General features: G+C 70.8%; 19 protein-coding genes. 7 read left to right on the forward strand and 12 right to left on the reverse strand.

Annotation, left to right across the window (positions count from 1 at the left end; translation table 11 throughout):
* Nucleotides 1-17 precede the first annotated feature (17 nt).
* Nucleotides 18-2285: a (Fe-S)-binding protein gene (locus tag ACFWVC_RS09320; RefSeq protein ID WP_384280854.1), complete on the reverse strand. Its 2268-nt coding sequence runs from the start codon at nucleotides 2283-2285 to the stop codon at nucleotides 18-20.
* 324 nt (nucleotides 2286-2609) lie between these two features.
* Here ACFWVC_RS09320 and dnaK point away from each other — a divergent pair, with 324 nt between their 5' ends.
* The 4 genes from dnaK to ACFWVC_RS09340 are packed head-to-tail and all read left to right on the forward strand — an operon-like array spanning nucleotide 2610 to nucleotide 6827.
* Nucleotides 2610-4454, forward strand: coding sequence for a molecular chaperone DnaK (gene dnaK, locus ACFWVC_RS09325; protein WP_384280856.1), 1845 nt, complete (start codon nucleotides 2610-2612; stop codon nucleotides 4452-4454).
* Nucleotides 4451-5122, forward strand: a complete 672-nt coding sequence (gene grpE, locus ACFWVC_RS09330; RefSeq protein WP_384280858.1) for a nucleotide exchange factor GrpE — start codon at nucleotides 4451-4453, stop codon at nucleotides 5120-5122. Before dnaK ends, grpE (ACFWVC_RS09330) begins: the two co-directional genes overlap by 4 nt.
* A gap of 51 nt (nucleotides 5123-5173) precedes the next feature.
* The gene (gene dnaJ / locus ACFWVC_RS09335) at nucleotides 5174-6355 is read left to right on the forward strand and encodes a molecular chaperone DnaJ (protein WP_384280861.1); all 1182 of its coding nucleotides are present in this window, start codon (nucleotides 5174-5176) and stop codon (nucleotides 6353-6355) included.
* A 4-nt stretch (nucleotides 6356-6359) separates the two neighbouring features.
* Nucleotides 6360-6827, forward strand: coding sequence for a heat shock protein transcriptional repressor HspR (locus ACFWVC_RS09340; protein WP_384280865.1), 468 nt, complete (start codon nucleotides 6360-6362; stop codon nucleotides 6825-6827).
* Nucleotides 6828-6846: 19 nt separating this feature from the next.
* Here the strand turns inward: ACFWVC_RS09340 and ACFWVC_RS09345 are convergent, their stop codons facing one another.
* The 3 genes from ACFWVC_RS09345 to ACFWVC_RS09355 form a co-directional block, all read right to left on the reverse strand.
* Nucleotides 6847-7389, reverse strand: a complete 543-nt coding sequence (locus tag ACFWVC_RS09345; RefSeq protein ID WP_384280868.1) for a hypothetical protein — start codon at nucleotides 7387-7389, stop codon at nucleotides 6847-6849.
* Nucleotides 7386-8570, reverse strand: coding sequence for an ImmA/IrrE family metallo-endopeptidase (locus ACFWVC_RS09350; RefSeq protein WP_384280869.1), 1185 nt, complete (start codon nucleotides 8568-8570; stop codon nucleotides 7386-7388). Before ACFWVC_RS09350 ends, ACFWVC_RS09345 begins: the two co-directional genes overlap by 4 nt.
* Nucleotides 8571-8636: 66 nt before the next feature.
* Entirely contained in the window at nucleotides 8637-10658 is a 2022-nt protein-coding gene (locus ACFWVC_RS09355; RefSeq protein WP_384280870.1) for a PA14 domain-containing protein, read from the reverse strand.
* A 168-nt stretch (nucleotides 10659-10826) separates the two neighbouring features.
* Between ACFWVC_RS09355 and ACFWVC_RS09360 the strand changes: the two genes are divergently transcribed.
* The gene (locus ACFWVC_RS09360) at nucleotides 10827-11291 is read left to right on the forward strand and encodes a hypothetical protein (protein WP_384280872.1); all 465 of its coding nucleotides are present in this window, start codon (nucleotides 10827-10829) and stop codon (nucleotides 11289-11291) included.
* On the opposite strand, the gene ACFWVC_RS09365 is transcribed toward ACFWVC_RS09360, so the two are convergent.
* From ACFWVC_RS09365 to ACFWVC_RS09385, 5 genes are all read right to left on the reverse strand, one after another.
* On the reverse strand, nucleotides 11249-11545 hold the full coding sequence (locus ACFWVC_RS09365; RefSeq protein ID WP_384280873.1) for an NIPSNAP family protein: 297 nt from the start codon (nucleotides 11543-11545) through the stop codon (nucleotides 11249-11251). The genes ACFWVC_RS09360 and ACFWVC_RS09365 overlap by 43 nt on opposite strands.
* Before the next feature lie 17 nt (nucleotides 11546-11562).
* Nucleotides 11563-12168 (reverse strand): nucleotide exchange factor GrpE, encoded by a 606-nt coding sequence (grpE, locus tag ACFWVC_RS09370; RefSeq protein WP_384280875.1) that lies wholly within the window; start codon nucleotides 12166-12168, stop codon nucleotides 11563-11565.
* Entirely contained in the window at nucleotides 12165-13325 is a 1161-nt protein-coding gene (locus ACFWVC_RS09375; protein ID WP_384280877.1) for a tetratricopeptide repeat protein, read from the reverse strand. The genes grpE (ACFWVC_RS09370) and ACFWVC_RS09375 overlap by 4 nt, the downstream gene beginning before the upstream one ends.
* A gap of 34 nt (nucleotides 13326-13359) precedes the next feature.
* Nucleotides 13360-14955, reverse strand: a complete 1596-nt coding sequence (locus ACFWVC_RS09380) for an Hsp70 family protein (RefSeq protein WP_384280879.1) — start codon at nucleotides 14953-14955, stop codon at nucleotides 13360-13362.
* A gap of 105 nt (nucleotides 14956-15060) precedes the next feature.
* On the reverse strand, nucleotides 15061-15465 hold the full coding sequence (locus ACFWVC_RS09385) for a pyridoxamine 5'-phosphate oxidase family protein (protein WP_384280881.1): 405 nt from the start codon (nucleotides 15463-15465) through the stop codon (nucleotides 15061-15063).
* Between the two features lie 196 nt (nucleotides 15466-15661).
* On the opposite strand from ACFWVC_RS09385, the gene clpB reads away from it, so the two are divergent.
* Nucleotides 15662-18259, forward strand: a complete 2598-nt coding sequence (clpB, locus tag ACFWVC_RS09390) for an ATP-dependent chaperone ClpB (protein WP_384280882.1) — start codon at nucleotides 15662-15664, stop codon at nucleotides 18257-18259.
* A gap of 95 nt (nucleotides 18260-18354) precedes the next feature.
* On the forward strand, nucleotides 18355-18891 hold the full coding sequence (locus tag ACFWVC_RS09395; RefSeq protein ID WP_384280884.1) for a YbjN domain-containing protein: 537 nt from the start codon (nucleotides 18355-18357) through the stop codon (nucleotides 18889-18891).
* Between the two features lie 151 nt (nucleotides 18892-19042).
* On the opposite strand, the gene ACFWVC_RS09400 is transcribed toward ACFWVC_RS09395, so the two are convergent.
* From ACFWVC_RS09400 to ACFWVC_RS09410, 3 genes are all read right to left on the reverse strand, one after another.
* Nucleotides 19043-20236 (reverse strand): pyridoxal phosphate-dependent aminotransferase, encoded by a 1194-nt coding sequence (locus ACFWVC_RS09400; RefSeq protein ID WP_384280886.1) that lies wholly within the window; start codon nucleotides 20234-20236, stop codon nucleotides 19043-19045.
* 182 nt (nucleotides 20237-20418) lie between these two features.
* Complete coding sequence (locus tag ACFWVC_RS09405; protein ID WP_384280887.1) at nucleotides 20419-20619, reverse strand: dehydrogenase; 201 nt, start codon at nucleotides 20617-20619, stop codon at nucleotides 20419-20421.
* A 438-nt stretch (nucleotides 20620-21057) separates the two neighbouring features.
* A complete protein-coding gene (locus tag ACFWVC_RS09410; protein WP_384280889.1) occupies nucleotides 21058-21378 on the reverse strand; it encodes a hypothetical protein in 321 nt (106 codons plus the stop codon).
* Nucleotides 21379-21794 lie beyond the last annotated feature (416 nt).

The following is a 21794-nucleotide window of genomic DNA, read 5'->3' on the forward strand; positions in this document are numbered from 1 at the left end:
GGGACGGGCCCGACGCCCTACTTCGCGGGCTCCGGTTCCGGCTCCACGGCCGTCTCCTGGGCGCCGTCCGGGTCGAGCGGGGTCCTGACCGACTCCAGCAGCAGCTGGGAGACGTCGACGACCTGCAGCGACTCCTTGGCCTTGCCCTCGTTCTTCCGGCCGTTGACGGAGTCCGACAGCATCACCAGGCAGAACGGGCAGGCCGTGGAGACGATGTCCGGGTTGAGGGACAGGGCCTCGTCCACGCGCTCGTTGTTGATGCGCTTGCCGATCCGCTCCTCCATCCACATGCGGGCGCCGCCGGCGCCGCAGCAGAAGCCGCGCTCCTTGTGGCGGTGCATCTCCTCGTTCCGCAGGCCCGGCACCTTGGCGATGATCTCGCGCGGCGGTGTGTAGACCTTGTTGTGGCGGCCCAGGTAGCAGGGGTCGTGGTACGTGATGATGCCCTCGACCGGGGTGACGGGGACGAGCTTGCCCTCGTCGACCAGGTGCTGCAGCAGCTGGGTGTGGTGGATGACCTCGTACTCGCCGCCGAGCTGCGGGTACTCGTTCGCCAGGGTGTTGAAGCAGTGCGGGCAGGTGGCGACGATCTTCTTCTTCGAGGCGGGGAGCTTGGTGCTCTCGTCCTCGTCGTCCTCGCCGAACGCCATGTTCAGCATGGCGACGTTCTCGGCGCCCAGCTGCTGGAAGAGGAACTCGTTGCCCAGGCGGCGGGCGGAGTCACCGGTGCAGTTCTCCTCGCCGCCCATGATCGCGAACTTCACGCCCGCGATGTTCAGCAGCTCGGCGAAGGCCTTGGTGGTCTTCTTGGCCCGGTCCTCCAGGGAGCCGGCGCAGCCGACCCAGTACAGGTACTCCACCTCGGTGAGGTCCTCGATGTCCTCGCCCACGACGGGGACCTCGAAGTCGACCTCCTTGACCCACGCGAGGCGCTGCTTCTTGGGCAGGCCCCAGGGGTTGCCCTTCTTCTCCAGGTTCTTGAGCATCGTGCCCGCCTCGGACGGGAACGAGGACTCGATCATGACCTGGTAGCGGCGCATGTCGACGATGTGGTCGATGTGCTCGATGTCCACCGGGCACTGCTCGACGCAGGCGCCGCAGGTGGTGCAGGACCACAGCACGTCGGGGTCGATGACCCCGTTCTCCTCGGCGGTGCCGATCAGCGGGCGCTCGGCCTCGGCCAGGGCCGCCGCGGGGACGTCCGCCAACTGCTCCTCGGAGGCCTTCTCCTCGCCCTCCATGGTCTTGCCGCCACCGGCCAGCAGGTAGGGCGCCTTGGCGTGCGCGTGGTCGCGCAGCGACATGATCAGCAGCTTCGGGGAGAGCGGCTTGCCGGTGTTCCAGGCGGGGCACTGGGACTGGCAGCGGCCGCACTCGGTGCAGGTCGAGAAGTCGAGGATGCCCTTCCAGGAGAACTGCTCCACCTGGCTGACGCCGAAGACGTCGTCCTCGCCCGGGTCCTCGAAGTCGATCGGCTTGCCGGCGGAGGTCATCGGCAGCAGGGCGCCGAGCGCGACGGCGCCGGCGGCGTTGCGCTTGAACCAGATGTTCGGGAAGGCCAGGAAGCGGTGCCAGGCGACGCCCATGTCGGTCTTGAGGGCGACCGTGATCATCCAGATGAACGAGGTCCCGATCTTGATCATCGCGGTGAGGTAGATCAGGTTCTGCAGCGTCGTGACGCCCAGCCCCTTGAACGCCAGGACCAGCGGGTACGAGGCGAAGTAGGCGGCCTCGTAGCCGTGCACGCCCACCAGGGCGCCCTCCAGGCCGCGCAGCGTCATGATGGCGAGGCCGATGATGAGGATGACGGCCTCGACGAAGTACGCCTGGCCGAGGTTGGAGCCGGAGAACCGGGACTTGCGGCCGGGACGGTCGGGCAGCGACAGCTGGCGGATGACGATCAGGGTGAGGATGCCGAGCGTCGTCATCAGGCCGATGAACTCGACGAACACCTCGTACGGCAGCCAGTGGCCGATGACCGGCAGCACCCAGTCGGCCTGGAAGAGCTGCCCGAAGGCGTTCACCAGGGTGAGGACGAGGGAGAAGAAGCCGACGGCGACGAACCAGTGCGCGACGCCGACCACGCCCCAGCGGTTCATCCGGGTGTGCCCCAGGAACTCGCGGGCCACCGTGAGGGTGCGCGCGCGCCAGTCGTCGGTGCGCGTGCCCGCGGGTACGTCCTGGCCGAGTCGTACGAACCGGTAGATCTGGGCGATGGCTCGGCTGAACAGCGCCACGCCGACCACGGCGAGTACCAGCGACACGATGATCGCGGCGAGTTGCATTTCAGGGCTCCTCGGACCTGCGAGAGCGGAGGCGCGGGCCGACTGCCCGGCTGACTACTAAGCAGTAACTTATTTGGTTCTCCTGAGAGTACCCAGTATCGGTGCACGTGTGCAGCCGCGCCGCCGGTGATCTGTGTCGCTGAGGGCCGCCTTGGTGGGGGTCGCGCCGGGGTGCGACGGGCCGTGATCGCGCTGCGTGGGTGGCCATGCGCGTATGGTCAGCGCTAAAGTTGAGTGGCCATGACTCAGGTCTGTTGACAGCGGGGAAACCGTCCGGCACTCTTGAGTCTGTTCCACTCAAGTAGGCAGTTGGAGGGTTTCACCATGGCACGTGCGGTCGGCATCGACCTGGGCACGACTAACTCCGTCGTCAGCGTTCTCGAAGGCGGCGAGCCCACCGTCATCACCAACGCCGAGGGTGCCAGGACCACGCCGTCCGTCGTCGCCTTCGCGAAGAACGGTGAGGTTCTCGTCGGCGAGGTCGCCAAGCGGCAGGCCGTCACCAACGTCGACAGGACCGTCCGGTCGGTCAAGCGCCACATGGGCACCGACTGGCGGATCAACCTGGACGGCAAGGACTTCAACCCGCAGCAGATGAGCGCCTTCATCCTGCAGAAGCTGAAGCGTGACGCCGAGGCCTACCTGGGCGAGAAGGTGACCGACGCGGTCATCACCGTCCCGGCGTACTTCAACGACTCCGAGCGCCAGGCCACCAAGGAGGCCGGCGAGATCGCGGGCCTCAACGTCCTGCGCATCGTCAACGAGCCCACGGCCGCCGCCCTGGCGTACGGCCTGGACAAGGACGACCAGACCATCCTCGTCTTCGACCTCGGTGGCGGCACCTTCGACGTCTCGCTGCTGGAGATCGGCGACGGCGTCGTCGAGGTGAAGGCCACCAACGGCGACAACCACCTCGGTGGTGACGACTGGGACCAGCGCATCGTCGACTTCCTGGTGAAGCAGTTCGCCTCGGGTCACGGCGTGGACCTGTCCAAGGACAAGATGGCGCTGCAGCGTCTGCGCGAGGCCGCCGAGAAGGCGAAGATCGAGCTGTCCTCGTCCACCGAGACCTCGATCAACCTGCCCTACATCACGGCGTCCGCCGAGGGCCCGCTGCACCTGGACGAGAAGCTCACCCGCGCCCAGTTCCAGCAGCTGTCCGCGGACCTGCTGGAGCGCTGCAAGATCCCGTTCCACAACGTGATCAAGGACGCGGGCATCCAGCTCTCCGAGATCGACCACGTCGTCCTCGTCGGTGGCTCCACCCGCATGCCGGCCGTCGCCGAGCTCGTCAAGGAGCTGACCGGCGGTCAGGACGCCAACAAGGGCGTGAACCCGGACGAGGTCGTGGCCATCGGCGCCGCGCTCCAGGCCGGTGTGCTCAAGGGCGAGGTCAAGGACGTCCTGCTGCTCGACGTCACCCCGCTGTCCCTCGGTATCGAGACCAAGGGCGGCATCATGACCAAGCTGATCGAGCGCAACACCACGATCCCGACCAAGCGCTCCGAGATCTTCACCACGGCCGAGGACAACCAGCCGTCGGTCCAGATCCAGGTCTACCAGGGTGAGCGCGAGATCGCCGCGTACAACAAGAAGCTCGGCATGTTCGAGCTCACCGGCCTTCCGCCGGCGCCGCGCGGCATCCCGCAGATCGAGGTCGCCTTCGACATCGACGCCAACGGCATCATGCACGTCTCCGCCAAGGACCTCGGTACCGGCAAGGAGCAGCGCATGACCGTCACCGGTGGCTCCGCGCTGCCGAAGGACGACATCGACCGCATGATGCGCGAGGCCGAGCAGTACGCGGAGGAGGACCACAAGCGCCGCGAGTCCGCCGAGACCCGCAACCAGGCCGAGCAGCTGGTCTACCAGACCGAGAAGTTCCTCAAGGACAACGAGGACAAGGTCCCCGGTGACGTCAAGACCGAGGTCGAGGCGGCTGTCGCGGACCTGAAGGAGAAGCTGAAGGGCGAGGACTCCGCCGCCATCCGCGAGGCCACCGAGAAGGTCGCCGCCACCTCCCAGAAGCTGGGCCAGGCGCTCTACGCCAACGCCCAGGCCGAGGGTGGCGCGGCCGGTGCCGCCGGTGCCGCGGGCGGTGCCCAGGCCGACGACGACGTCGTCGACGCCGAGATCGTCGACGAGGACAAGAAGGACGGTGCCGCGTGACGGAGGAGACCCCGGGCTTCGAGCAGGAGCCTGACGTCCCCTCTGCCGAGGCCGGTTCCGCGTCGTCCGCGGACTCCGCGGGCGACACGGCACCGGGCGCCGGGTCCGCCGAGCAGGCGGCCCCGGCGGCCCCGGCCGGGGACGCGAACGCCACGGTCGCTCTGCAGGCGCAGCTGGACCAGGTGCGCACGGCGCTCGGTGAGCGCACGGCGGACCTGCAGCGGCTCCAGGCGGAGTACCAGAACTACCGCCGCCGGGTGGAGCGGGACCGCATCGCCGTCCGCGAGGTCGCGATCGCCAATCTGCTCACCGAACTGCTTCCGGTGCTCGACGACATCGGCCGGGCCAGGGACCACAAGGAACTGGTCGGCGGCTTCAAGTCGGTCGGCGAGTCCCTGGAGACGGTGGCCGCCAAGCTGGGCCTCCAGCAGTTCGGCAAGGAGGGCGAGCCCTTCGACCCGCTGGTGCACGAGGCACTGATGCACAGTTACTCACCGGACGTCGCGCAGACGACCTGCGTGCAGATCCTGCAGCCCGGGTATCGCTTCGGTGAGCGCACCATCCGCCCCGCGCGGGTGGCGGTCGCCGAGCCCCAGCCGGGCACACAGGGCGCGCAGGGCAACGCCGATCCGGCGGACGAGGAGAACGGTGGCCCGGAACAGGGCTGACGTGACTCGCGCACGGAAGCCACGGAAGGCACGGAAGGAGGGACGCCGGGGATGAGCATCAGCAGGGATTTGTTCGAGAAGGATCTCTACAAGGTCCTCGGCGTCCCGAAGGACGCCACCGAGGCGGAGATCAAGAAGGCGTACCGGAAGCTCGCCCGCGAGTTCCACCCGGACGCCAACAAGGGCGACGCCAAGGCCGAGGAGCGCTTCAAGGAGATCTCCGAGGCGAATGACGTGCTGTCCGACCCCAAGCGCCGCAAGGAGTACGACGAGGGCCGCGCCCTCTTCGGCAACGGCGGCTTCCGCACCGGCCCGGCCGGCGCGGGCGGGTTCGGCTTCGACCTCGGCGACCTCTTCGGCGGCGCCGGCGGTGCCGGCGCGCCGCCCCAGGGCGGCGGCTTCGGCGGCGGCCTGGGAGACGTGTTCGGCGGTCTGTTCAACCGGGGCGGCGCGACGACCCGTACGCAGCCCCGGCGCGGCCAGGACATCGAGACCGAGGTGACGCTGAAGTTCACCGAGGCGGTGGACGGTGCCACGGTTCCGCTCAAGATGACCAGCCAGGCTCCCTGCAAGGCCTGTTCCGGCACCGGCGACAAGAACGGCACGCCGCGGGTGTGCCCGACCTGTGTCGGCACCGGCCAGGTCTCGCGCGGTGGCGGCGGCGGTTTCTCGCTGACCGACCCCTGCGTGGACTGCAAGGGCCGCGGCCTCATCGCGCAGGACCCCTGCGAGGTCTGCGGCGGCAGCGGCCGGGCCCGCTCGGCGCGCACCATGCAGGTGCGCATCCCGGCCGGCGTCACCGACGGGCAGCGCATCCGGCTGCGCGGCAAGGGCGCCCCCGGCGAGCGCGGCGGCCCGGGCGGCGACCTGTATGTGACCGTGCACGTCGACGCCCACCCGGTCTTCGGCCGCAAGGGCGACAACCTCACCGTCGTGGTGCCCGTCTCCTTCACGGAGGCGGCTCTCGGCGGCGACATCAAGGTCCCGACGCTCGGCGGTCCCCCGGTCACCCTGAAGTTGCCCCCGGGCACGCCCAACGGGCGTACGCTGCGGGCGCGTGGCAAGGGTGCCGTCCGCAAGGACGGCACGCACGGCGATCTGCTGGTCACCGTCGAGGTCGCCGTTCCGGCGGCCACCGAGGGCAAGGCGCTGGACGCCCTGGAGGCGTACCGGGAGGCGACTGCGGACATCGATCCGCGGGCAGAGCTGTTCAAGGCCGCGAAGGGAGTCTGAGCCGATGAGCATGAGCGGCGGCATGCGGGGCGGACGGGGTCGCAACCCGTACGAGCTGACGGACGAGTCCCCCGTCTACGTCATCTCGGTGGCGGCTCAGCTCTCCGGCCTGCACCCTCAGACCCTCCGGCAGTACGACCGGCTCGGCCTGGTCTCGCCCGACCGCACGGCCGGGCGGGGCCGCCGCTACTCGGCCCGCGACATCGAGCTGCTGCGCGAGGTGCAGCGTCTCTCGCAGGACGAGGGCATCAACCTCGCGGGCATCAAGCGCATTATCGAACTGGAGAACCAGGTCGCGGCGCTGCAGTCGCGGGTGGCCGAACTGGCGGCCGCCGTCGACGGCGCCGCGGCGGCCATGCAGCAGCGCGAGGCGGCCGTCCACGCCTCCTACCGGCGCGACCTGGTGCCGTACCAGGACGTGCAGCAGACCTCGGCGCTGGTGGTGTGGCGGCCCGCCAAGCGGCCCGAGTAGCCGCGGGCGAGGCGCTCCGCTACGAGAGCAGGTCGGCGGGCCCCAGCGACACGCGGTGCAGATGGCGCCCCGAGGCGATCATGGCGTGCAGCAGGCGGTGGCCCTCCGCCGCGGGGATGAGCCCGTCGGCGCACGCGTCCCGCATCAGGTCGAAGGTCTCCTTCGTGGTGATCCCGCGCCGGCGCGTGAAGTTGCGGGCGGAACGGTCGTCGGTGATCCACACCGAGCCGCGGAACTCGCGCCGCCGGGTGATCAGTACGCAGGTCTCGGCCTCCCCGAGATGCCGGGTCGGCGCGTTCGCCGGGCCGCCGAAGACCGCGCGGCGCAGCCGGTCGACCTCCCGCAGCTCGTCGCCCTCGGTGATCTCCACGGGCTCCCCCAGCCAGCCGGCCTCGGCCAGCCCGGCCAGCCGCGGCAGGAACCGCGCGGAGCGGGCGGCCTCGTAGGCGACGGCCTGGGTCCAGCGGCCGCGGCCGTCCAGCACCTTCTCCAGCAGGAGCATCCGGTCGACGGCGGCGAAGTTGCACAGGACGGTGTTGTCCGGGAACCACCAGGCGGTCATGGCTGGAAGACCAGGTCCCCTTCTTCCGCGTCCTGTTGATCGGTGCCGCCTGCGGTGCTGGTGCCGTTGCCGGGCGCGGGTTCGTCGGGTTCGGGGGCCAGCAGGTCGTGCAGCCGTTCCACCTCCGTGTCCAGCAGAGCGGCCAGCGGGCGCAGCGTCGTCTCCCCGTCCCGATAGGCCTTGTACAACTCCGAGGCCAGACGCGGCGGGAAGCGCTCCGCCGAGGCCCGGGACGCCTGCCGCTGGTACTCGTCACCGGCGCCCGCGAGCAGATGGCACGACTCGGTGGTCAGGGCGCGCAGATGCTTGCGGCGTACGGCGTCGATCAGGCCGAGCTGGTGCAGTCGCGCGGCCAGCGCGCTCGGTGACACCCGGAAGCGGACGACCAGCCGCTCGAAGGCGCTGTCCGTCAACTCCCCCTCCGCGGCGGCGGCCTCCGTCAACTCCCGGGCGGGCATCAGCAGATGCGAGGCGAAGACGTTGGCCCGCACTTCGGCCAGGTCCTTCTGCCGGCCTGGGGCGACATGGGACTCCACGACGACGCTGCGGGCGTCCCTGGCGAGGATGTGGCAGAGCTCGTGGGCCAGGGTGAAGCGCTGCCGCGTCCACAGATCGGTGGGCGCGACGAGGACGAGGCGGAAGGTGTCGGTCTGCCAGGCGAGTCCGTCCACAGCCTGGGGAAGACCGGTGATGGCCACGTCCACCCCGAAGCGCTCCTCGACCGCGGCGATCAGTTCGTCCGTCTCCAGTTCCGCCGCGGGCAGCCGTTCCCGCGCCTCCTCCGCCAGCCGCTCACCCTGCGCCGCGTACCGCTCCAGCGCGGGGTCAGCCTCCGGCACGGCGGGCAGCTCCCCTGACCGGCCGAGCAGTTCCAGTACCTCGTAGGCGGCCGCGAACCGGGCCGTGACCTCCGCGGTCCCGGCCGGATCGGGCGCGGTGTCGCTGCGCGTCCGGGCCGCGAGGGCGGGACGCAGCGGCTCGTTGCCGGTCAGCAGCCAGTCCACGGTCGTGCCGCCCGCCTCGGCGATGAGCGCCAGGTCGAGCGAGGTGAGGCGGCGCACCCCGCTCAGCGACTTCGACAGCTTGTCGGGCGTGAGCCCGACGGACCGGGCGAAGGCGGCCTTGGTCATCGCGGCCGCGTCCATCACGGTGCGCACTCGTTCGATGACATACGGGTCCATGCCTACAGAGTAAGGCGGGCCTTGCGATTATCGCAAGGCCCGCCTCTTTGCTGCGCTGCCGAGGTGCTACGGGGCCAGGATCGCGTAGGCCCCGCCCGGCGCGGACTCCGTGCCGTCCGCGTCCACGGCGGTCACCCGGTAGTAGTGGGTGGTGCCACGGGGCGCGGTGGTGTCCTTCCAGGCCGTGCCCGTCACCGGGTCCGGCGTCAGGCTCTCGTAGCGGCCGGCGAAGCGGTCCCAGCGGTAGACGCGGTAACCGACGGCGTCGGCCACCTCATTCCAGCTCAGCCGTACGCCGTCGGCCACGTCCTCGGCGGCCGGCTGCACGGGCGAGCCCTCGGGGGTCTCGACGGACGGGGTCAGGTCGAGTTCGGTGAACTCCACCACGGACACCCCCTCGTCGGACAGGAAGCGGGAGTTGCCCCAGGTGTCCTCGGCGTCGACGAAGTAGCAGCCCTGCTCGCCGTCGGGCAGCCGCTCGGCGAGGTACCCGGTGGCATCCGGGCCCAGCCACTCGACCGCGTGGCCGAGGCAGACCCGCTGTCCTTCGTCCTCGTACACCTCGCCGCGGTAGACCGTGTAACGGGCCAGGTCCGGCTCGGTGTTGGGGTTCCAGTGCAGACGCACCCCGTACTCGGTCGGCTCGGCGGTCAGGCCGGAGACCAGGGCCGGCGGGATCTCGTCGCCAGGCAGGGTGATGGCGGCCTCGTTGGAGAGGACCGAAGTGACGTCGTCGGCGGTCTGGGTGACGGCGTAGTGGTACGTCACGCCGCGCCGCAGCGACATGCTGCTGTCGGTGCAGCTGTACCGGGCAGGGTCCGCTCCGAGGTTGCCCTCGTAATGGACCGTGCAGTCGACGGGGGTCGCGGTGGCCGGGTCCACCGGCGAGGTGGTCGAGCGGTACACCGTGTACGTTCCGACGACCTGAGCACGGGGGAGGCTCCACGTCAGCTTGACGCCGACGAAGCTCCCGACGGCGGCCGCCGCCACATCACGGGGTGCGTCCGGCCGGATCACCAGCGGGGCCGCGCCCGCGGCCGCGGACTTGCCCGAGAGGTTGCCGGCGGCGTCCTGCGCGGCGACGGCATAGACGTACGTCGTCTTGGCGGCCGCCGTGGTGTCCGTGTACGACGGGGCCGACGGGGTGCCGAGGGCCGTCCAGGGGCCGGTCGCCGACGTCGCCCGGTACACCCGGTACTTCGCCGCGTCCGCGATCGCCTTCCAGGTGAGCGCGTAGCCCTTGCCGTCGGCGGTGGCCACGACCTTCAGGCCGGTCGGCGCGGCCGGGGCCTGCTCGTCGATCGAGGTGACCGTGACCGCGGCGGACATGGCGGAGGCGTTGCCCGCCTTGTCGACGGAGGTGACCGCGTAGGAGTACTTCGCCCCCGTGGCGGCCGGCACGTCGCGGTAGGACGGCGTGGTCAGGAGCGCGCTGCCGCTGATCCGGGTCCATGAGCCGGTGCCGATGCGCCGGTAGACCCGGTAACCGGCCAGGTCCATCTCCGCGCCCTTGGCCCACGCGAGGACGAACGCGTGCCCGCTGGCCGGGGCCTTCAGCCCGGTCGGCGTCAGCGGCTTGGTCTTGTCGACCGACGCCGTCGTGCGCGGCGCGTACGTGAACTTGACGTTGGCGCTGCCCTTGAAGGCCGCGAAGTCGACCCGCAGGGTGTGCTTGCCCTTGGGGACGGTGAGGTTGAGGGCCTTGTTCTGGGTGGTGCTGACGTCCTTCCAGAGGTCGATCTTGCGGGTGCCGTCGAGGTACACCCGGATGCCGTCGCGGGTCGCGGCGGTGAAGGCGAACGGGCCACCGGAGCCGAAGTCGCGGGTGAGGCTCCAGCGGACGCCGAAGTTGTCCTTGGGCAGCGTCACCCCCGCGGGGTCCCCGGTGCCGTAGTTCTCGCTGATCGAGGCGTCGCAGGCGGTCTTCTTCGGGGTGCCCTTGAACGTGGTGTTGGCGTAGTACGTGGCCGTCCACTCACCGGTCTTGCAGGTGGTGGCGGCGTGGGCGGTGCCGGCGGGCAGTGCGAGGCCCGCGGCCGCCGTGGCGAGGACGAGCGCGGTGGCGGTCGTCCGTATGCGCGTGGTCAAAGGTCCCTCCTTGAGGAGCAAAATCCTGACACGCCCGAACGTCTGTGCCCAGGGGCGTCAGGCGTCCGTGATCATGCCGTGTCCTGCGGGCCCGGGGCGTGACGCCGAAGGGGTGGCGGGGGCGGGCCGGTGAGGCGTGTGGGGGGCGGGGCGGGGAAGACGCGGGATATGTCACGTGGAGCGCTGTGGACAGGTGTGGTGGTGGGTCTGGCCGTCGGGATGGTGGCCGGGGCGGTGCCCCACGCGTTGGCGTGGGGCTCCGAAGGGCTGGACGTGGCCATGGCCACGGTGGCGATGTGGGCCGCGCTGCGGCTGGCCTCGGACCGCGAGGGGCCGTGGTGGGTCATGGGCGCCCTGGCGCTCGCCCTGGTGAGCCTCGGGGTGGCCGCGTACGGACTGGAGGAGGTGCCGCGGTACGCGGACCTGGTGCCGGTCCCGGTGGTCGCGGCGCTGCTCGTCGTGGGCGGCGTCGGGTCCGTGTGGGCCCGGCGCCGCGAGGTGACCGTGGGCGGCGCGGCGCTCGGCGCCGGGGCGCTGCTGGCGGCCGCGTGGCTGCCGCTGTGGGCGGCGGTGGCGGTGTGGGCCGCGGCTCAGGCCGGTTCGACGTCGCGGACCTCGCTGCGCACGAGGTAGTCCTCCGGCTGCAGCGCCATCCGCTCGCGCTCGGGGCTGTTCCAGTAGCGGGCGTTGGCGGCGGCGAAGCCGTCCACGCCGGCGTAGCCGATCAGCCAGACGAACTGGCTGCGCTCCCGGTCCACCCAGGCCTGGCCGATCTCGAAGCCGTGCGCCCGGCGCAGCGGGACGATCTCGGTGTGCCACAGCGCGAGCCAGGCGTCGAGCGCGTCCGGCTTGATGGTGTACGTGCGCAGCTGCAAGGTCTTGGGCATGCGGGACTCCCGGGCCGTCAGGGGGCCGCGTGGACGCGGACCTGCTGGGGGCGGACGACGCGTTCGCCGACGCGGTAGCCGTGCCGGACCACCTCGGCCACCTCGCCCGCGAGTTCTGGCCGGGGCGCGGGGACGGTGCCGACGGCCTCCTGGTGGCCGGGGTCGAAGCGGCCGGCGGCGACCGGGATGCGGGTCATGCCGTACTTCTCCAGGACGGTGAGGAGTTCGGCCCCGACGGAGTCGGCGAAGCCGCCGTCGATGCCGGGGTGGCGGTCGATGCGGTCCAGGAGGAGCACCAGGTCGTAGAGCAGGGGCTGCATCAGGCGGCCTTCGGCGGCCTTGCGGGTGTGGTCCAGCTCGGCGCGTAGTTCGTCCAGACCGCGCCGCCCCTCGCGGTCGTTGAGCAGCCTGCGGCGGAACTGGTCGCCGAGCGCGGCCATTTCCTCCCGGAGCCCGTCCACGGCGTCGGCGACGATCGCGAACGGGTCGGGGGAGGACGGCGGCGGCGCCGCTTGCGGCACCGGCTCCGCCGCGACGGCCTCCGGCGGCATGGGGACCGCGGACGGCACGGGCGGCGCGGACGGGACCGGCGGCAAGGCGGGGACCGGCGGCGGAGTGCTCATACGTTGCTCCAGGGCTGCTGCTGTCGCTGCGGGTCGCGGGCGTGCCGGGGAAGGGACTTGCGGGTGTGGAACCAGCGGGGCCGGTAGCCGAGCCAGGCGAGGAACGCGGCGACGGCGGCCAGTATCAGCACGCTGTACAGGTTGCTCCCGCGGCCGCCGGCGGCGAACGCCAGCAGCACGCCGGCGACGAGGACCGCGAGCATGCTGCCGCGCCAGTGCCAGGTCTTGCGCAGGGCGTCGCGCGCGAGCCCGCCGAAGAACTCCAGCCGCCCCACCAGCTCCGGGTCGCCGGGGTGGACGGCCAGTCCCTGGTCGACGCAGTGCAGCACCCGCTGCGCGGCATCCTCGGCGGCGACGACCAGCCGCCGGGTGTACGGGTGCGTGACCATCGCGCCCTCCGCGCGCAGCGACCAGATGCGGGCGATCTGGTTGCGCAGCCCGGCGTGCCCGGGGCTCTCCCCCAGGGCTTTTTCGTACCAGCTCAGGGCCTCGTCGAAGGACGAGGCGGCGTACAGCCCGTCGCCGATGGCGATCTCGGTCTCCAGATCGCCGGGGGCGAGGGTGGCGGCCTTCATGTACCAGGTCAGAGCGGTGCCGCGGTCGCCGAGGGCGGTGTAGACGGAACCGACCAGGTAGTACGTGCCGGCGTCATCGGGCTCCAGCTCCAGGGCGCGCCGGTGCTCCTGGAGGGCGTCCCGGTACTCGCCGAGATCGGTGTGGACGGCGCCGAGCAGCCGCCAGGCGAAGGCGTTGCGGTCGTCGTGGTGCACCGCCTGGCGCAGCTCGTACGCGGCGGCCTGCAGGTCGCCCGCGTCGATGAGCCGCTGGGCGGCGCCGACCCAGTCGCGGACGGTGCCGCCGAGGGTGGGCTGCACCGGTTCCGGCCGGGGCGGCTGCCGCGGACCGCCCTTCTTGGCGCGGGCGAGCCTCTGGTCGTACAGGGCGCGCGCGGAGGGGTCGGTGAGCGCCTTGCGGGCGTCCAGGACGCGCCGCACCTTGTCCTCGGCCTCGCGGCGCTTCCCGGCGGAGGGGGCCTTGCTGGCCTTGCCCGCCCAGCTGCGGTGCTCGCGGTCGAGGTGCTTGCCGATCTCCTCCGGGGTGGCGCTGGTGCTGATCCCGAACTCGGCGTAGTAGTCGGGGACTTCGGTCGCGGTCATGACGCGGCGCCTCCGGCTCCGGTTCCGGCTCCGGTCACAGCGCCGGGGTGCGGGCCACGCGGTCGCTCAGTTCCTCCAGTTGCCCGGTGCCGAGGTTGTCGGGGCGCTCGACCTCGAACTCGCCCAGCCACTCGCCGGAGGTCACGTCCTTGACCTCGACGTGGATGATGCCGTCGACGTCGTAGGAGTAGAAGACCTCGAAGGGCGCGTGCCGGGGGTACGGCGGGATGCTCAGCGTGCTCTCGCCGACGACCTTCACGTAGTCCAGGTCCTCGCCCTCGCCCTCGGTGACCTGCACGCGCAGCGCGGTCTGCCGTTCGGCGACGGTGTAAAAGGTGTCGCTCTCCTTGGCCGGGACGGTGGTGTTGTGCGTGATGATCACCGCGTTGTACTCGGGGGAGCCGGGGACGTCGTCGTGCACCGCGATCATGCCCAGCGACTGGGAGGTGACGTCCTTGATGGACTTGACCCGGCCCTTGGTCAGCCGGGCCAGGCCGTCGCCGGGGGCGGACTCCACGTGGGCACCGCTGCCGATGTACTTCTTGCGTTCCGCGGCCTGTTCGGCGCGCACCTCGGCGTCCAGGGCGATCAGCGCGGCACCGAGCGCCACCACCTCGTCCTGGTTGACGCCGCGTTCGGCGCTCCTGCCGGACAGCCGCTCGATCAGCGCCGGGACCTGGGGCATCCGCGTGGAGCCGCCGACCAGCAGCACCTTGTCGATGTCGTTCCAGGTCAGGCCGGACTCCTCGAGGACGCCCTCGGTGAGGATGCGGGTGCGGTCCAGGAGTTCGGCGGTGAGCTCCTCGAACCGCACGCGCGTGATGCGGATCTGCTCGTGCCGGCCGCCCGCCGAGAGCACGACGACGGCCTGCGGGGCGTTGGACAGCGTGCGCTTGGCGATCTCCGCCTTGTCGCGCAGCTCGGCGAGGGTGGCGCTGTCGTCGGTGAGATCGGGACCCCCGGCCGCCATGAAGGCGCCGTTGAGGTGCTCCATCAGCGCGCCGTCCCAGTCGAAGCCGCCGAGGTTGCGGTCGCCGTCGGTGGCGATGACGTCGTAGTCGCCGTCCTCGACCTTCATCACGGTCACGTCGAAGGTGCCGCCGCCCAGGTCGTAGACGAGGACGGTGCCGACGCGCTCGTCCTCGTCCTGGGCGACGCCGTAGGCCAGGGCGGCGGCGGTCGGCTCGTTGACGATCCGCAGCACCTCCAGGCCGGCGATCCGGCCGGCGTCCTGGGTGGCCTTGCGGCGGGCGTCGTCGAAGTACGCGGGGACGGTGATCACGGCGCGCTCCACCGGCTCGCCGAGCATCATCTCGGCGTCCTCCTTGAGCCGCTTGAGGATCAGCGCGGAGATCTCCTCGGGGCGGAAGGGGGTGCCGGACTCGGAGGTGTAGACGGGATGGGGCTCGCCCATGTAGCGCTTCACGAACTGCACGACGTGGTCCGGCGCGGTCGCCGCGGACCGCTTGGCCTGTGAGCCGACGACCACGGTGTCGCCCTGGAACATCACCACGGACGGGGTGATGTTCTCCCCCTCGCGGTTGCGGACGATGGACGCGGTGCCGGTCCGGTCGGCCACCGCCACCGCGGAGTACGTCGTCCCCAGATCGATCCCCACAACCCGTGCCACCCCCGGGCACCTCCCCGTACCTCGTGCCACCCGAATCTGCCGGAGCGTCAATCATGCAGCATGCAGGGGTGTTCGGGGGATGGGAACGACAGGGTCGATGGGGACTCAGGCGCGGCCCATGGCGCGGGTCAGCGTGATCTCCACGACCACCCGGTCCGGGTTGGGGGCGGGGGTGCGGCCGTACCGCTCGGCGTACCGCCGTACGGCGTCGGCGACCGCCTCGGGGTCGGTGCTGACCCGGGCCACGCCCTCCAGCGTCGCCCAGCGCCCCTTGTCCACCTGGCAGACCGCGACCCGGGCGCCCTCGGGGCCGGCGGCCAGCACGTGGGCGACCTTGCGGCTCGCCTTGTTGGTGATCACCCGGGCGAGCCCGGCCCCGGGGTCGTACGTCACGCCCACCGGCACGACGTGCGGGGTGCCGTCGGGGCGGTGGGTGGTGAGGGTGCTCATGACGTACTCCTGCCAGAAGGCGAGGTACGCGGGGTCCGGATCGCGCGGGTCGATGGCCATGGCACCGACGGTACCCGGACGCGGCGGACGCGGCGGACGGGCCGACAGGCGGTCCGGGCGGGCCGTACCCGTGGGTGACGCCCGGTGGCGCGGTGCCTCCGCCTTGGAAACCAACCTTGAGTGGAATAGACTCAACTTGTCTCACGCTGGACTAGGCAGTTTTGCTGTTTCGGGCGGAAAGAGGGAGTACGCGGACGTGGACGCCGAGCTGACCAACAAGAGCCGGGAGGCCGTGGGCGCCGCCAACACCAAGGCGGTGTCGGCGGGACATGCGGACCTGACCCCCGCACACCTGCTGCTCGCGCTTCTGGAGCAGCCGGAGAACGACAGCGTGCTGGACGTGCTCGCGGCGAGCGGCGCCGACGCCGCCGCGGTGCGGTCCGGGGCCGAGCGGCTGCTGGGCGGACTGCCCAGCGTGCAGGGCAGCACGGTGGCGCCCCCGCAGGCGAGCCGTGAGCTGCTCGCCGTGATCGCGGACGCCACCACACGCGCGAAGGAACTCGGGGACGCCTTCGTGTCCACCGAGCACCTGCTGATCGGCATCGCCCTCAAGGGCGGGGCCACCGGCGAGCTGCTGGCGCAGTACGGTGCCACAGGCAAGAAGCTCCAGGACGCGTTCGAACAGATCAGGGGAGGCCAGCGCGTGACGACACCCGATCCCGAGGGCACGTACAAGGCGCTGGAGAAGTACGGCACCGATTTCACCGCCGCCGCCCGCGAGGGCAAGCTCGACCCGGTCATCGGCCGGGACAACGAGATCCGGCGCGTGGTGCAGGTGCTGTCGCGGCGCACGAAGAACAACCCGGTCCTCATCGGCGAGCCCGGCGTCGGCAAGACGGCGGTCGTCGAGGGCCTGGCCCAGCGCATCGTCAAGGGCGACGTGCCCGAGAGCCTGCGCAACAAGCGCCTGGTCGCCCTCGACCTCGGCGCGATGGTCGCCGGCGCGAAGTACCGCGGCGAGTTCGAGGAGCGGCTGAAGGCGGTCCTGGCCGAGATCAAGGCCAGCGACGGCCGGATCGTCACCTTCATCGACGAGCTGCACACCGTCGTCGGCGCCGGCGCGGGCGGCGACTCCGCCATGGACGCGGGCAACATGCTCAAGCCGATGCTGGCCCGCGGCGAGCTGCGCATGGTCGGCGCGACCACGCTGGACGAGTACCGCGAGCGCATCGAGAAGGACCCCGCCTTGGAGCGCCGCTTCCAGCAGGTGCTGGTCGCCGAGCCGAGCGTCGAGGACACCATCGCGATCCTGCGCGGTCTCAAGGGCCGCTACGAGGCGCACCACAAGGTGCAGATCGCCGACGCCGCCCTGGTCGCCTCGGCCACCCTGTCCGACCGCTACATCACCGCGCGCTTCCTGCCCGACAAGGCCATCGACCTGGTCGACGAGGCCGCCTCGCGGCTGCGCATGGAGATCGACTCCTCCCCCGTGGAGATCGACGAGCTGCAGCGCTCCGTCGACCGGCTCCGCATGGAGGAGATGGCGCTGGAGAAGGAGACCGACCCCGCCTCCAAGCAGCGGCTGGAGAAGCTGCGCAAGGACCTCGCCGACAAGGACGAGGAACTGCGCGGCCTGACCGCCCGCTGGGAGAAGGAGAAGGAGGGCCTGAACCGGGTCGGTGAGCTCAAGAAGCGCCTGGACGAGCTGACCACCCGCATCGAGCGCGCCCAGCGCGACGGCGACTTCGAGGCCGCGTCCAAGCTGATGTACGGCGAGAAGCCCAAGCTGGAGGCGGAGCTCGCCGAGGCCACCGAGGCCGAGGCGACCGTCAAGCGGGGCACGATGGTCAAGGAGGAGGTCGGTCCCGACGACGTCGCCGACGTGGTCGCCGCCTGGACCGGCATCCCGGCGGGCCGCCTGCTGGAGGGCGAGACCCAGAAGCTGCTGCGCATGGAGGACGAGCTCGGCAAGCGCCTGATCGGCCAGAGCGAGGCCGTGCGGTCGGTCTCCGACGCCGTGCGCCGCTCGCGCTCCGGCATCGCCGACCCGGACCGGCCGACCGGCTCATTCCTCTTCCTCGGCCCGACCGGTGTCGGCAAGACCGAGCTGGCCAAGGCGCTCGCGGACTTCCTCTTCGACGACGAGCGGGCCATGGTCCGCATCGACATGAGCGAGTACGGCGAGAAGCACTCCGTCGCCCGCCTGGTCGGCGCCCCTCCCGGCTACATCGGCTACGAGGAGGGCGGCCAGCTGACCGAGGCCGTGCGCCGCCGCCCGTACACCGTGGTGCTGCTGGACGAGGTGGAGAAGGCCCATCCCGAGGTCTTCGACGTGCTGCTCCAGGTGCTCGACGACGGCAGGCTCACCGACGGCCAGGGCCGCACCGTCGACTTCCGCAACACCATCCTCATCCTCACCTCCAACCTGGGCAGCCAGTACCTGGTCGACCCGGTACTGGGCGACCAGGAGAAGAAGGAGAGCGTCCTGGAGACGGTCCGCACCTCCTTCAAGCCGGAGTTCCTGAACCGGCTGGACGACATCGTCGTCTTCACCGCCCTCGGCAAGGAGGAACTGCGCCACATCGCCCGGCTGCAGACCGACCGCCTGGCCCTGCGGCTGCGCGACCGCCGGATCGGCCTCGACATCACCGACGAGGCGCTGGACTGGCTGGCCGAGGAGGGCAACGACCCGGCGTACGGCGCCCGGCCGCTGCGCCGCCTGGTGCAGACCGCCATCGGCGACCAGCTCGCCCGCGAGATCCTGGCCGGCGAGGTCCGGGACGGCGACACGGTGCGGGTCGACCGGGTCGGCGACCAGCTGCTGGTCGGCACTTCCACCGGCAAGACTCTCTGAGTCCGGCGACGCGTCGCCGGACCGACGGGCCGCGCTTGCACAGCGCGGCCCGCCGTGAGGGAGGATGGGGTTATCCGTACGAAGGGAACTCCAAGGTGAGCATCGACCCGTCCTCGATTCCGAATTTCGGGGGCCAGCCGGACCCCCAGCCCGGCCCTGCCGGGAACGTGGTCATTCCTGACCAGGATCTGGTCAAGCAGCTGCTGGAGCAGATGGAGCTCAAGTACGTCGTAGACGAGGAAGGCGACCTCGCCGCGCCGTGGGAGGAGTTCCGCACCTACTTCATGTTCCGCGGGGAGGAGGACCAGCAGATCTTCGCGGTCCGCACCTTCTACGACCGCCCGTACAGCATCGAGGACAAGCCTCAGCTGCACGAGGCGCTCGATGACTGGAACCGCCGCACCCTGTGGCCGAAGGTCTACACGCACACCCACGACGACGGCACCGTCCGCCTGATCGGCGAGGCCCAGATGCTGATCGGCCTCGGCGTCGGCCTGGAGCACTTCGTCTCCAGCACCGTCAGCTGGGTGCGCGCGTCGATCGAGTTCGAGAAGTGGATCCTCGAGGCCCTGGGGCTGGAGAAGGACGCGGACTCCGCGGACGGCGAGGGAGACGGCGACGCCGAGGACTGACCCGCCGCCCTTGAGGGCGTCAGTGGACCACCGGGACGGAGACCAGCAGGTACGTCCCGCGGGAGAGTGACAGCCCGGTCGACGTCACGACCGCCACGGCGGCCGTGCGGGGCCGGGCTTTCGCCATTCCGGCCGGGGCCTGGACGCCGGGTCAGCCGGCGAACGCCTTGCGGAGGCGGGAAGCCGCTTCGGTGAGGACGTCGTCGCGTTTGCAGAAGGCGAAGCGGACCTGGCTGCGGCCGGCGTCGGGATCGTCGTAGAAGACGGAGTTGGGGACGGCGACGACGCCGCAGCGTTCGGGGAGGGCGCGGCAGAAGGCGAGGGCGTCCTTCTCACCGAAGGGGGTGATGTCGGTGGTGATGAAGTAGGTGCCCTGGGGTTGATAGACCTCGAATCCGGCGGCGCGCAGACCGCCTGCGAGCAGGTCGCGCTTGCGCCGCATGCCGTCCCGGAAGTCCCGGAAGTAGGCGTCGGGGAGGGCGAGCGCCTCGGCGACGGCGTACTGGAAGGGGCCGGAGGCCACGTACGTCAGGTACTGCTTGGCCGCGCGGACCGCGCTCACCAGGGGCGGGGCGGCGGTGACCCAGCCGACCTTCCAGCCGGTGAAGGAGAAGGTCTTGCCGGCGGACGAGATGGTCACGACGCGCTCGCGCAGGCCCGGGAAGCGGTCGGCCAGGGCGGCGAGCGGTACGTGGTCGGTGTCGTAGGTCAGGTGCTCGTAGACCTCGTCGGTGACGACCAGCAGGTCTTGCTCGACGACGAGTGCCGCGATGGCGGTCAGTTCCTCGCGGGTGAGCACCGTGCCGGTGGGGTTGTGGGGGCTGTTGAGCAGCAGCAGGCGCGTGCGGGGGGTGATCGCGTCGCGCAGCGCGTCGAGGTCGGGGCGGAAGCCGGGGGCGCGCAGGGTGAGGGGGACGCGGACGGCGCCGGCCATGGCGATGCAGGCGGCGTACGAGTCGTAGAAGGGCTCGAAGGCGATCACCTCGTCGCCCGGTTCCAGCAGGCCCAGCATGGCGGCGGCGATGCCCTCGGTGGCGCCGGCGGTGACCAGTACCTCGGTGTCCGGGTCGTACGCCAGGCCGTGGAAGCGCGCCTGGTGGCCGGCGACCGCCTGCCGCAGTTCGGGCACGCCGGGGCCGGGCGGGTACTGGTTGCCGCGGCCGTCGCGCAGCGCGCGGACGGCGGCCTCGCGGACCTCCTCGGGGCCGTCGGTGTCGGGGAATCCCTGGCCGAGGTTGATCGCGCCGGTGCGGGCGGCGAGCGCCGACATCTCGGCGAAGATGGTGGTGCCGAACTCCGCGAGTGCGCGGTTGAGCGGGGGTCGCGAGGAGGTCATGACCGCCATCCTCCGCCGAACCTCTGGACTTCCTCAACTGACGTTCGGGGCTGAGCACCTGCGCCGGTGTTCGGAGCACCGCCCCTGAGCAGGGGAAGGGGCGTCGGCGACTGTCGTCACCTGTCGTCGTTGGCTACCGTCGGACGGCCCAGAGACGGCCCGGGAATCCAAGCCCTCCGCGCGTTGTGATGTCAGCGGAACAGCTTCGGCCACGGGCAGACCTCCCACGGCTCGTCCGGCCGGTCGGCCCACTTCCACCACACATGCCTCTTGGCGCACTTCCACAACCACCGGCAGACCCGCCGGCCATCGTCCTCCCGCTCGATGAGCACCATGGCGCCGGGCTTCATGAGCTGGCCGCACTCGGGACAGACGGGGGCATCGCTGGTCACGTCGACACCCTAACTGAGCGGCCTCTTCGTCCCGAAGCAACGGGAGCAACTGTGTGACCTGCGGTCGGAGCACCGGTGACCTGCGCGAACTGTCCGCGAGCGTCCGTGGTTGTGCGCCTACGTGCGGGGCCGTTGTAGCGCAGTTAGACACTCAGTCCGCGCGAGCCATGCTGCTTGTCTAGAGGGTCAGTAGCGCGGCAAGCAACGCAGCCGCCACTGCGGACAAGATCCGTGGCTTCCTCCAGCCCGGCCCGGAAGCCTGGCGGTTCAGCTCCCACGTGAACATCAGACCGCCACCTAGGCCCAAAGTGCTCCGTAGCAGGAAAACGGCGGTGTGCACAGGGTCCTCCAGCGGCTTCGAGCGGACGGGAAGACTACCTCTAGCGTCGGTTGCGCGACTCGCCGAGGCCTCAGTTTGGAGCTATCTGCCGGTCGGGATCATTCTCCCCGCGCGGCGACATCACGGAACAGCTCTGCGAGCGTATGCAGCTGCTGCTGTCGTGCTTGCTCAGCCTTGCGCCTCGCTTGCCGCGCGTGAGCGATGAGGCCGCAAAGCCATACAACGAGAGACGCGATCACCAGCACGCCGGCCCAGAACACGAGGTCTTGCAACGTACCGTCGAGGTCGAGGTCAAGCGAGTCATGGGCCCAGAGTGCATGTACAAGAGCCCCCACGACCCCCTGGAACGCATCCCAACAGGCCAGCACCGCCAGGACGGCCACACAGCCCCAGCCATTGTTTCGCTTTTTCCCAGTCACGGTTTGTTGCTCCGCTTCGCCACACCCCACGCCTTCGTTGACGGCAAGGCCCTTCTCGGCGGCACACTACCGTGCGGCTGGTGCGGAGAGGCTTTGGGCTGGAGTTGCCGTGGGGCGAGAGATCGGGGCCCGTACGCTGGCCGCGAATCGGGCTGGCTCCTTGCCTGCCCGCAATAGCCCGATGTGGGCCCCGATCTTCGAGGCTCGCCCCACGGTGGCTGCGTAAAGCCTCGAAGCGCCAGCCGCCCCAGCCACTGCGGTTCTCGCCTGATGCCCCTTGGGTCTATCTGGTGGGCGCGCGGCGGCGGACGGCGCGCCGAGCGGGACGAAGGCAGACATCCGATGCGGTTGATCTGTCAAGCCGCGGTGGGGGCCGATTGCTCGGCGTGGGTGGGGAAGGCGATTTCTTCGTTGTA

Origin of the sequence: Streptomyces sp. NPDC058691 (assembly GCF_042714775.1) — a bacterium.
Lineage (GTDB): Bacteria > Actinomycetota > Actinomycetes > Streptomycetales > Streptomycetaceae > Actinacidiphila.

What these genes read in the sequence shown, in the direction of transcription:
- ACFWVC_RS09320 (WP_384280854.1), bottom strand. Translation starts at nt 2,285, where the DNA reads ATGCAACTCGCCGCGATCATCGTGTCGCTGGTACTCGCCGTGGTCGGC.
- dnaK (WP_384280856.1), top strand. Translation starts at nt 2,610, where the DNA reads ATGGCACGTGCGGTCGGCATCGACCTGGGCACGACTAACTCCGTCGTC.
- dnaJ (WP_384280861.1), top strand. Translation starts at nt 5,174, where the DNA reads ATGAGCATCAGCAGGGATTTGTTCGAGAAGGATCTCTACAAGGTCCTC.
- ACFWVC_RS09340 (WP_384280865.1), top strand. Translation starts at nt 6,360, where the DNA reads ATGAGCATGAGCGGCGGCATGCGGGGCGGACGGGGTCGCAACCCGTAC.
- ACFWVC_RS09345 (WP_384280868.1), bottom strand. Translation starts at nt 7,389, where the DNA reads ATGACCGCCTGGTGGTTCCCGGACAACACCGTCCTGTGCAACTTCGCC.
- ACFWVC_RS09350 (WP_384280869.1), bottom strand. Translation starts at nt 8,570, where the DNA reads ATGGACCCGTATGTCATCGAACGAGTGCGCACCGTGATGGACGCGGCC.
- ACFWVC_RS09360 (WP_384280872.1), top strand. Translation starts at nt 10,827, where the DNA reads ATGTCACGTGGAGCGCTGTGGACAGGTGTGGTGGTGGGTCTGGCCGTC.
- ACFWVC_RS09365 (WP_384280873.1), bottom strand. Translation starts at nt 11,545, where the DNA reads ATGCCCAAGACCTTGCAGCTGCGCACGTACACCATCAAGCCGGACGCG.
- grpE (WP_384280875.1), bottom strand. Translation starts at nt 12,168, where the DNA reads ATGAGCACTCCGCCGCCGGTCCCCGCCTTGCCGCCGGTCCCGTCCGCG.
- ACFWVC_RS09375 (WP_384280877.1), bottom strand. Translation starts at nt 13,325, where the DNA reads ATGACCGCGACCGAAGTCCCCGACTACTACGCCGAGTTCGGGATCAGC.
- ACFWVC_RS09385 (WP_384280881.1), bottom strand. Translation starts at nt 15,465, where the DNA reads ATGGCCATCGACCCGCGCGATCCGGACCCCGCGTACCTCGCCTTCTGG.
- ACFWVC_RS09400 (WP_384280886.1), bottom strand. Translation starts at nt 20,236, where the DNA reads ATGGCGGTCATGACCTCCTCGCGACCCCCGCTCAACCGCGCACTCGCG.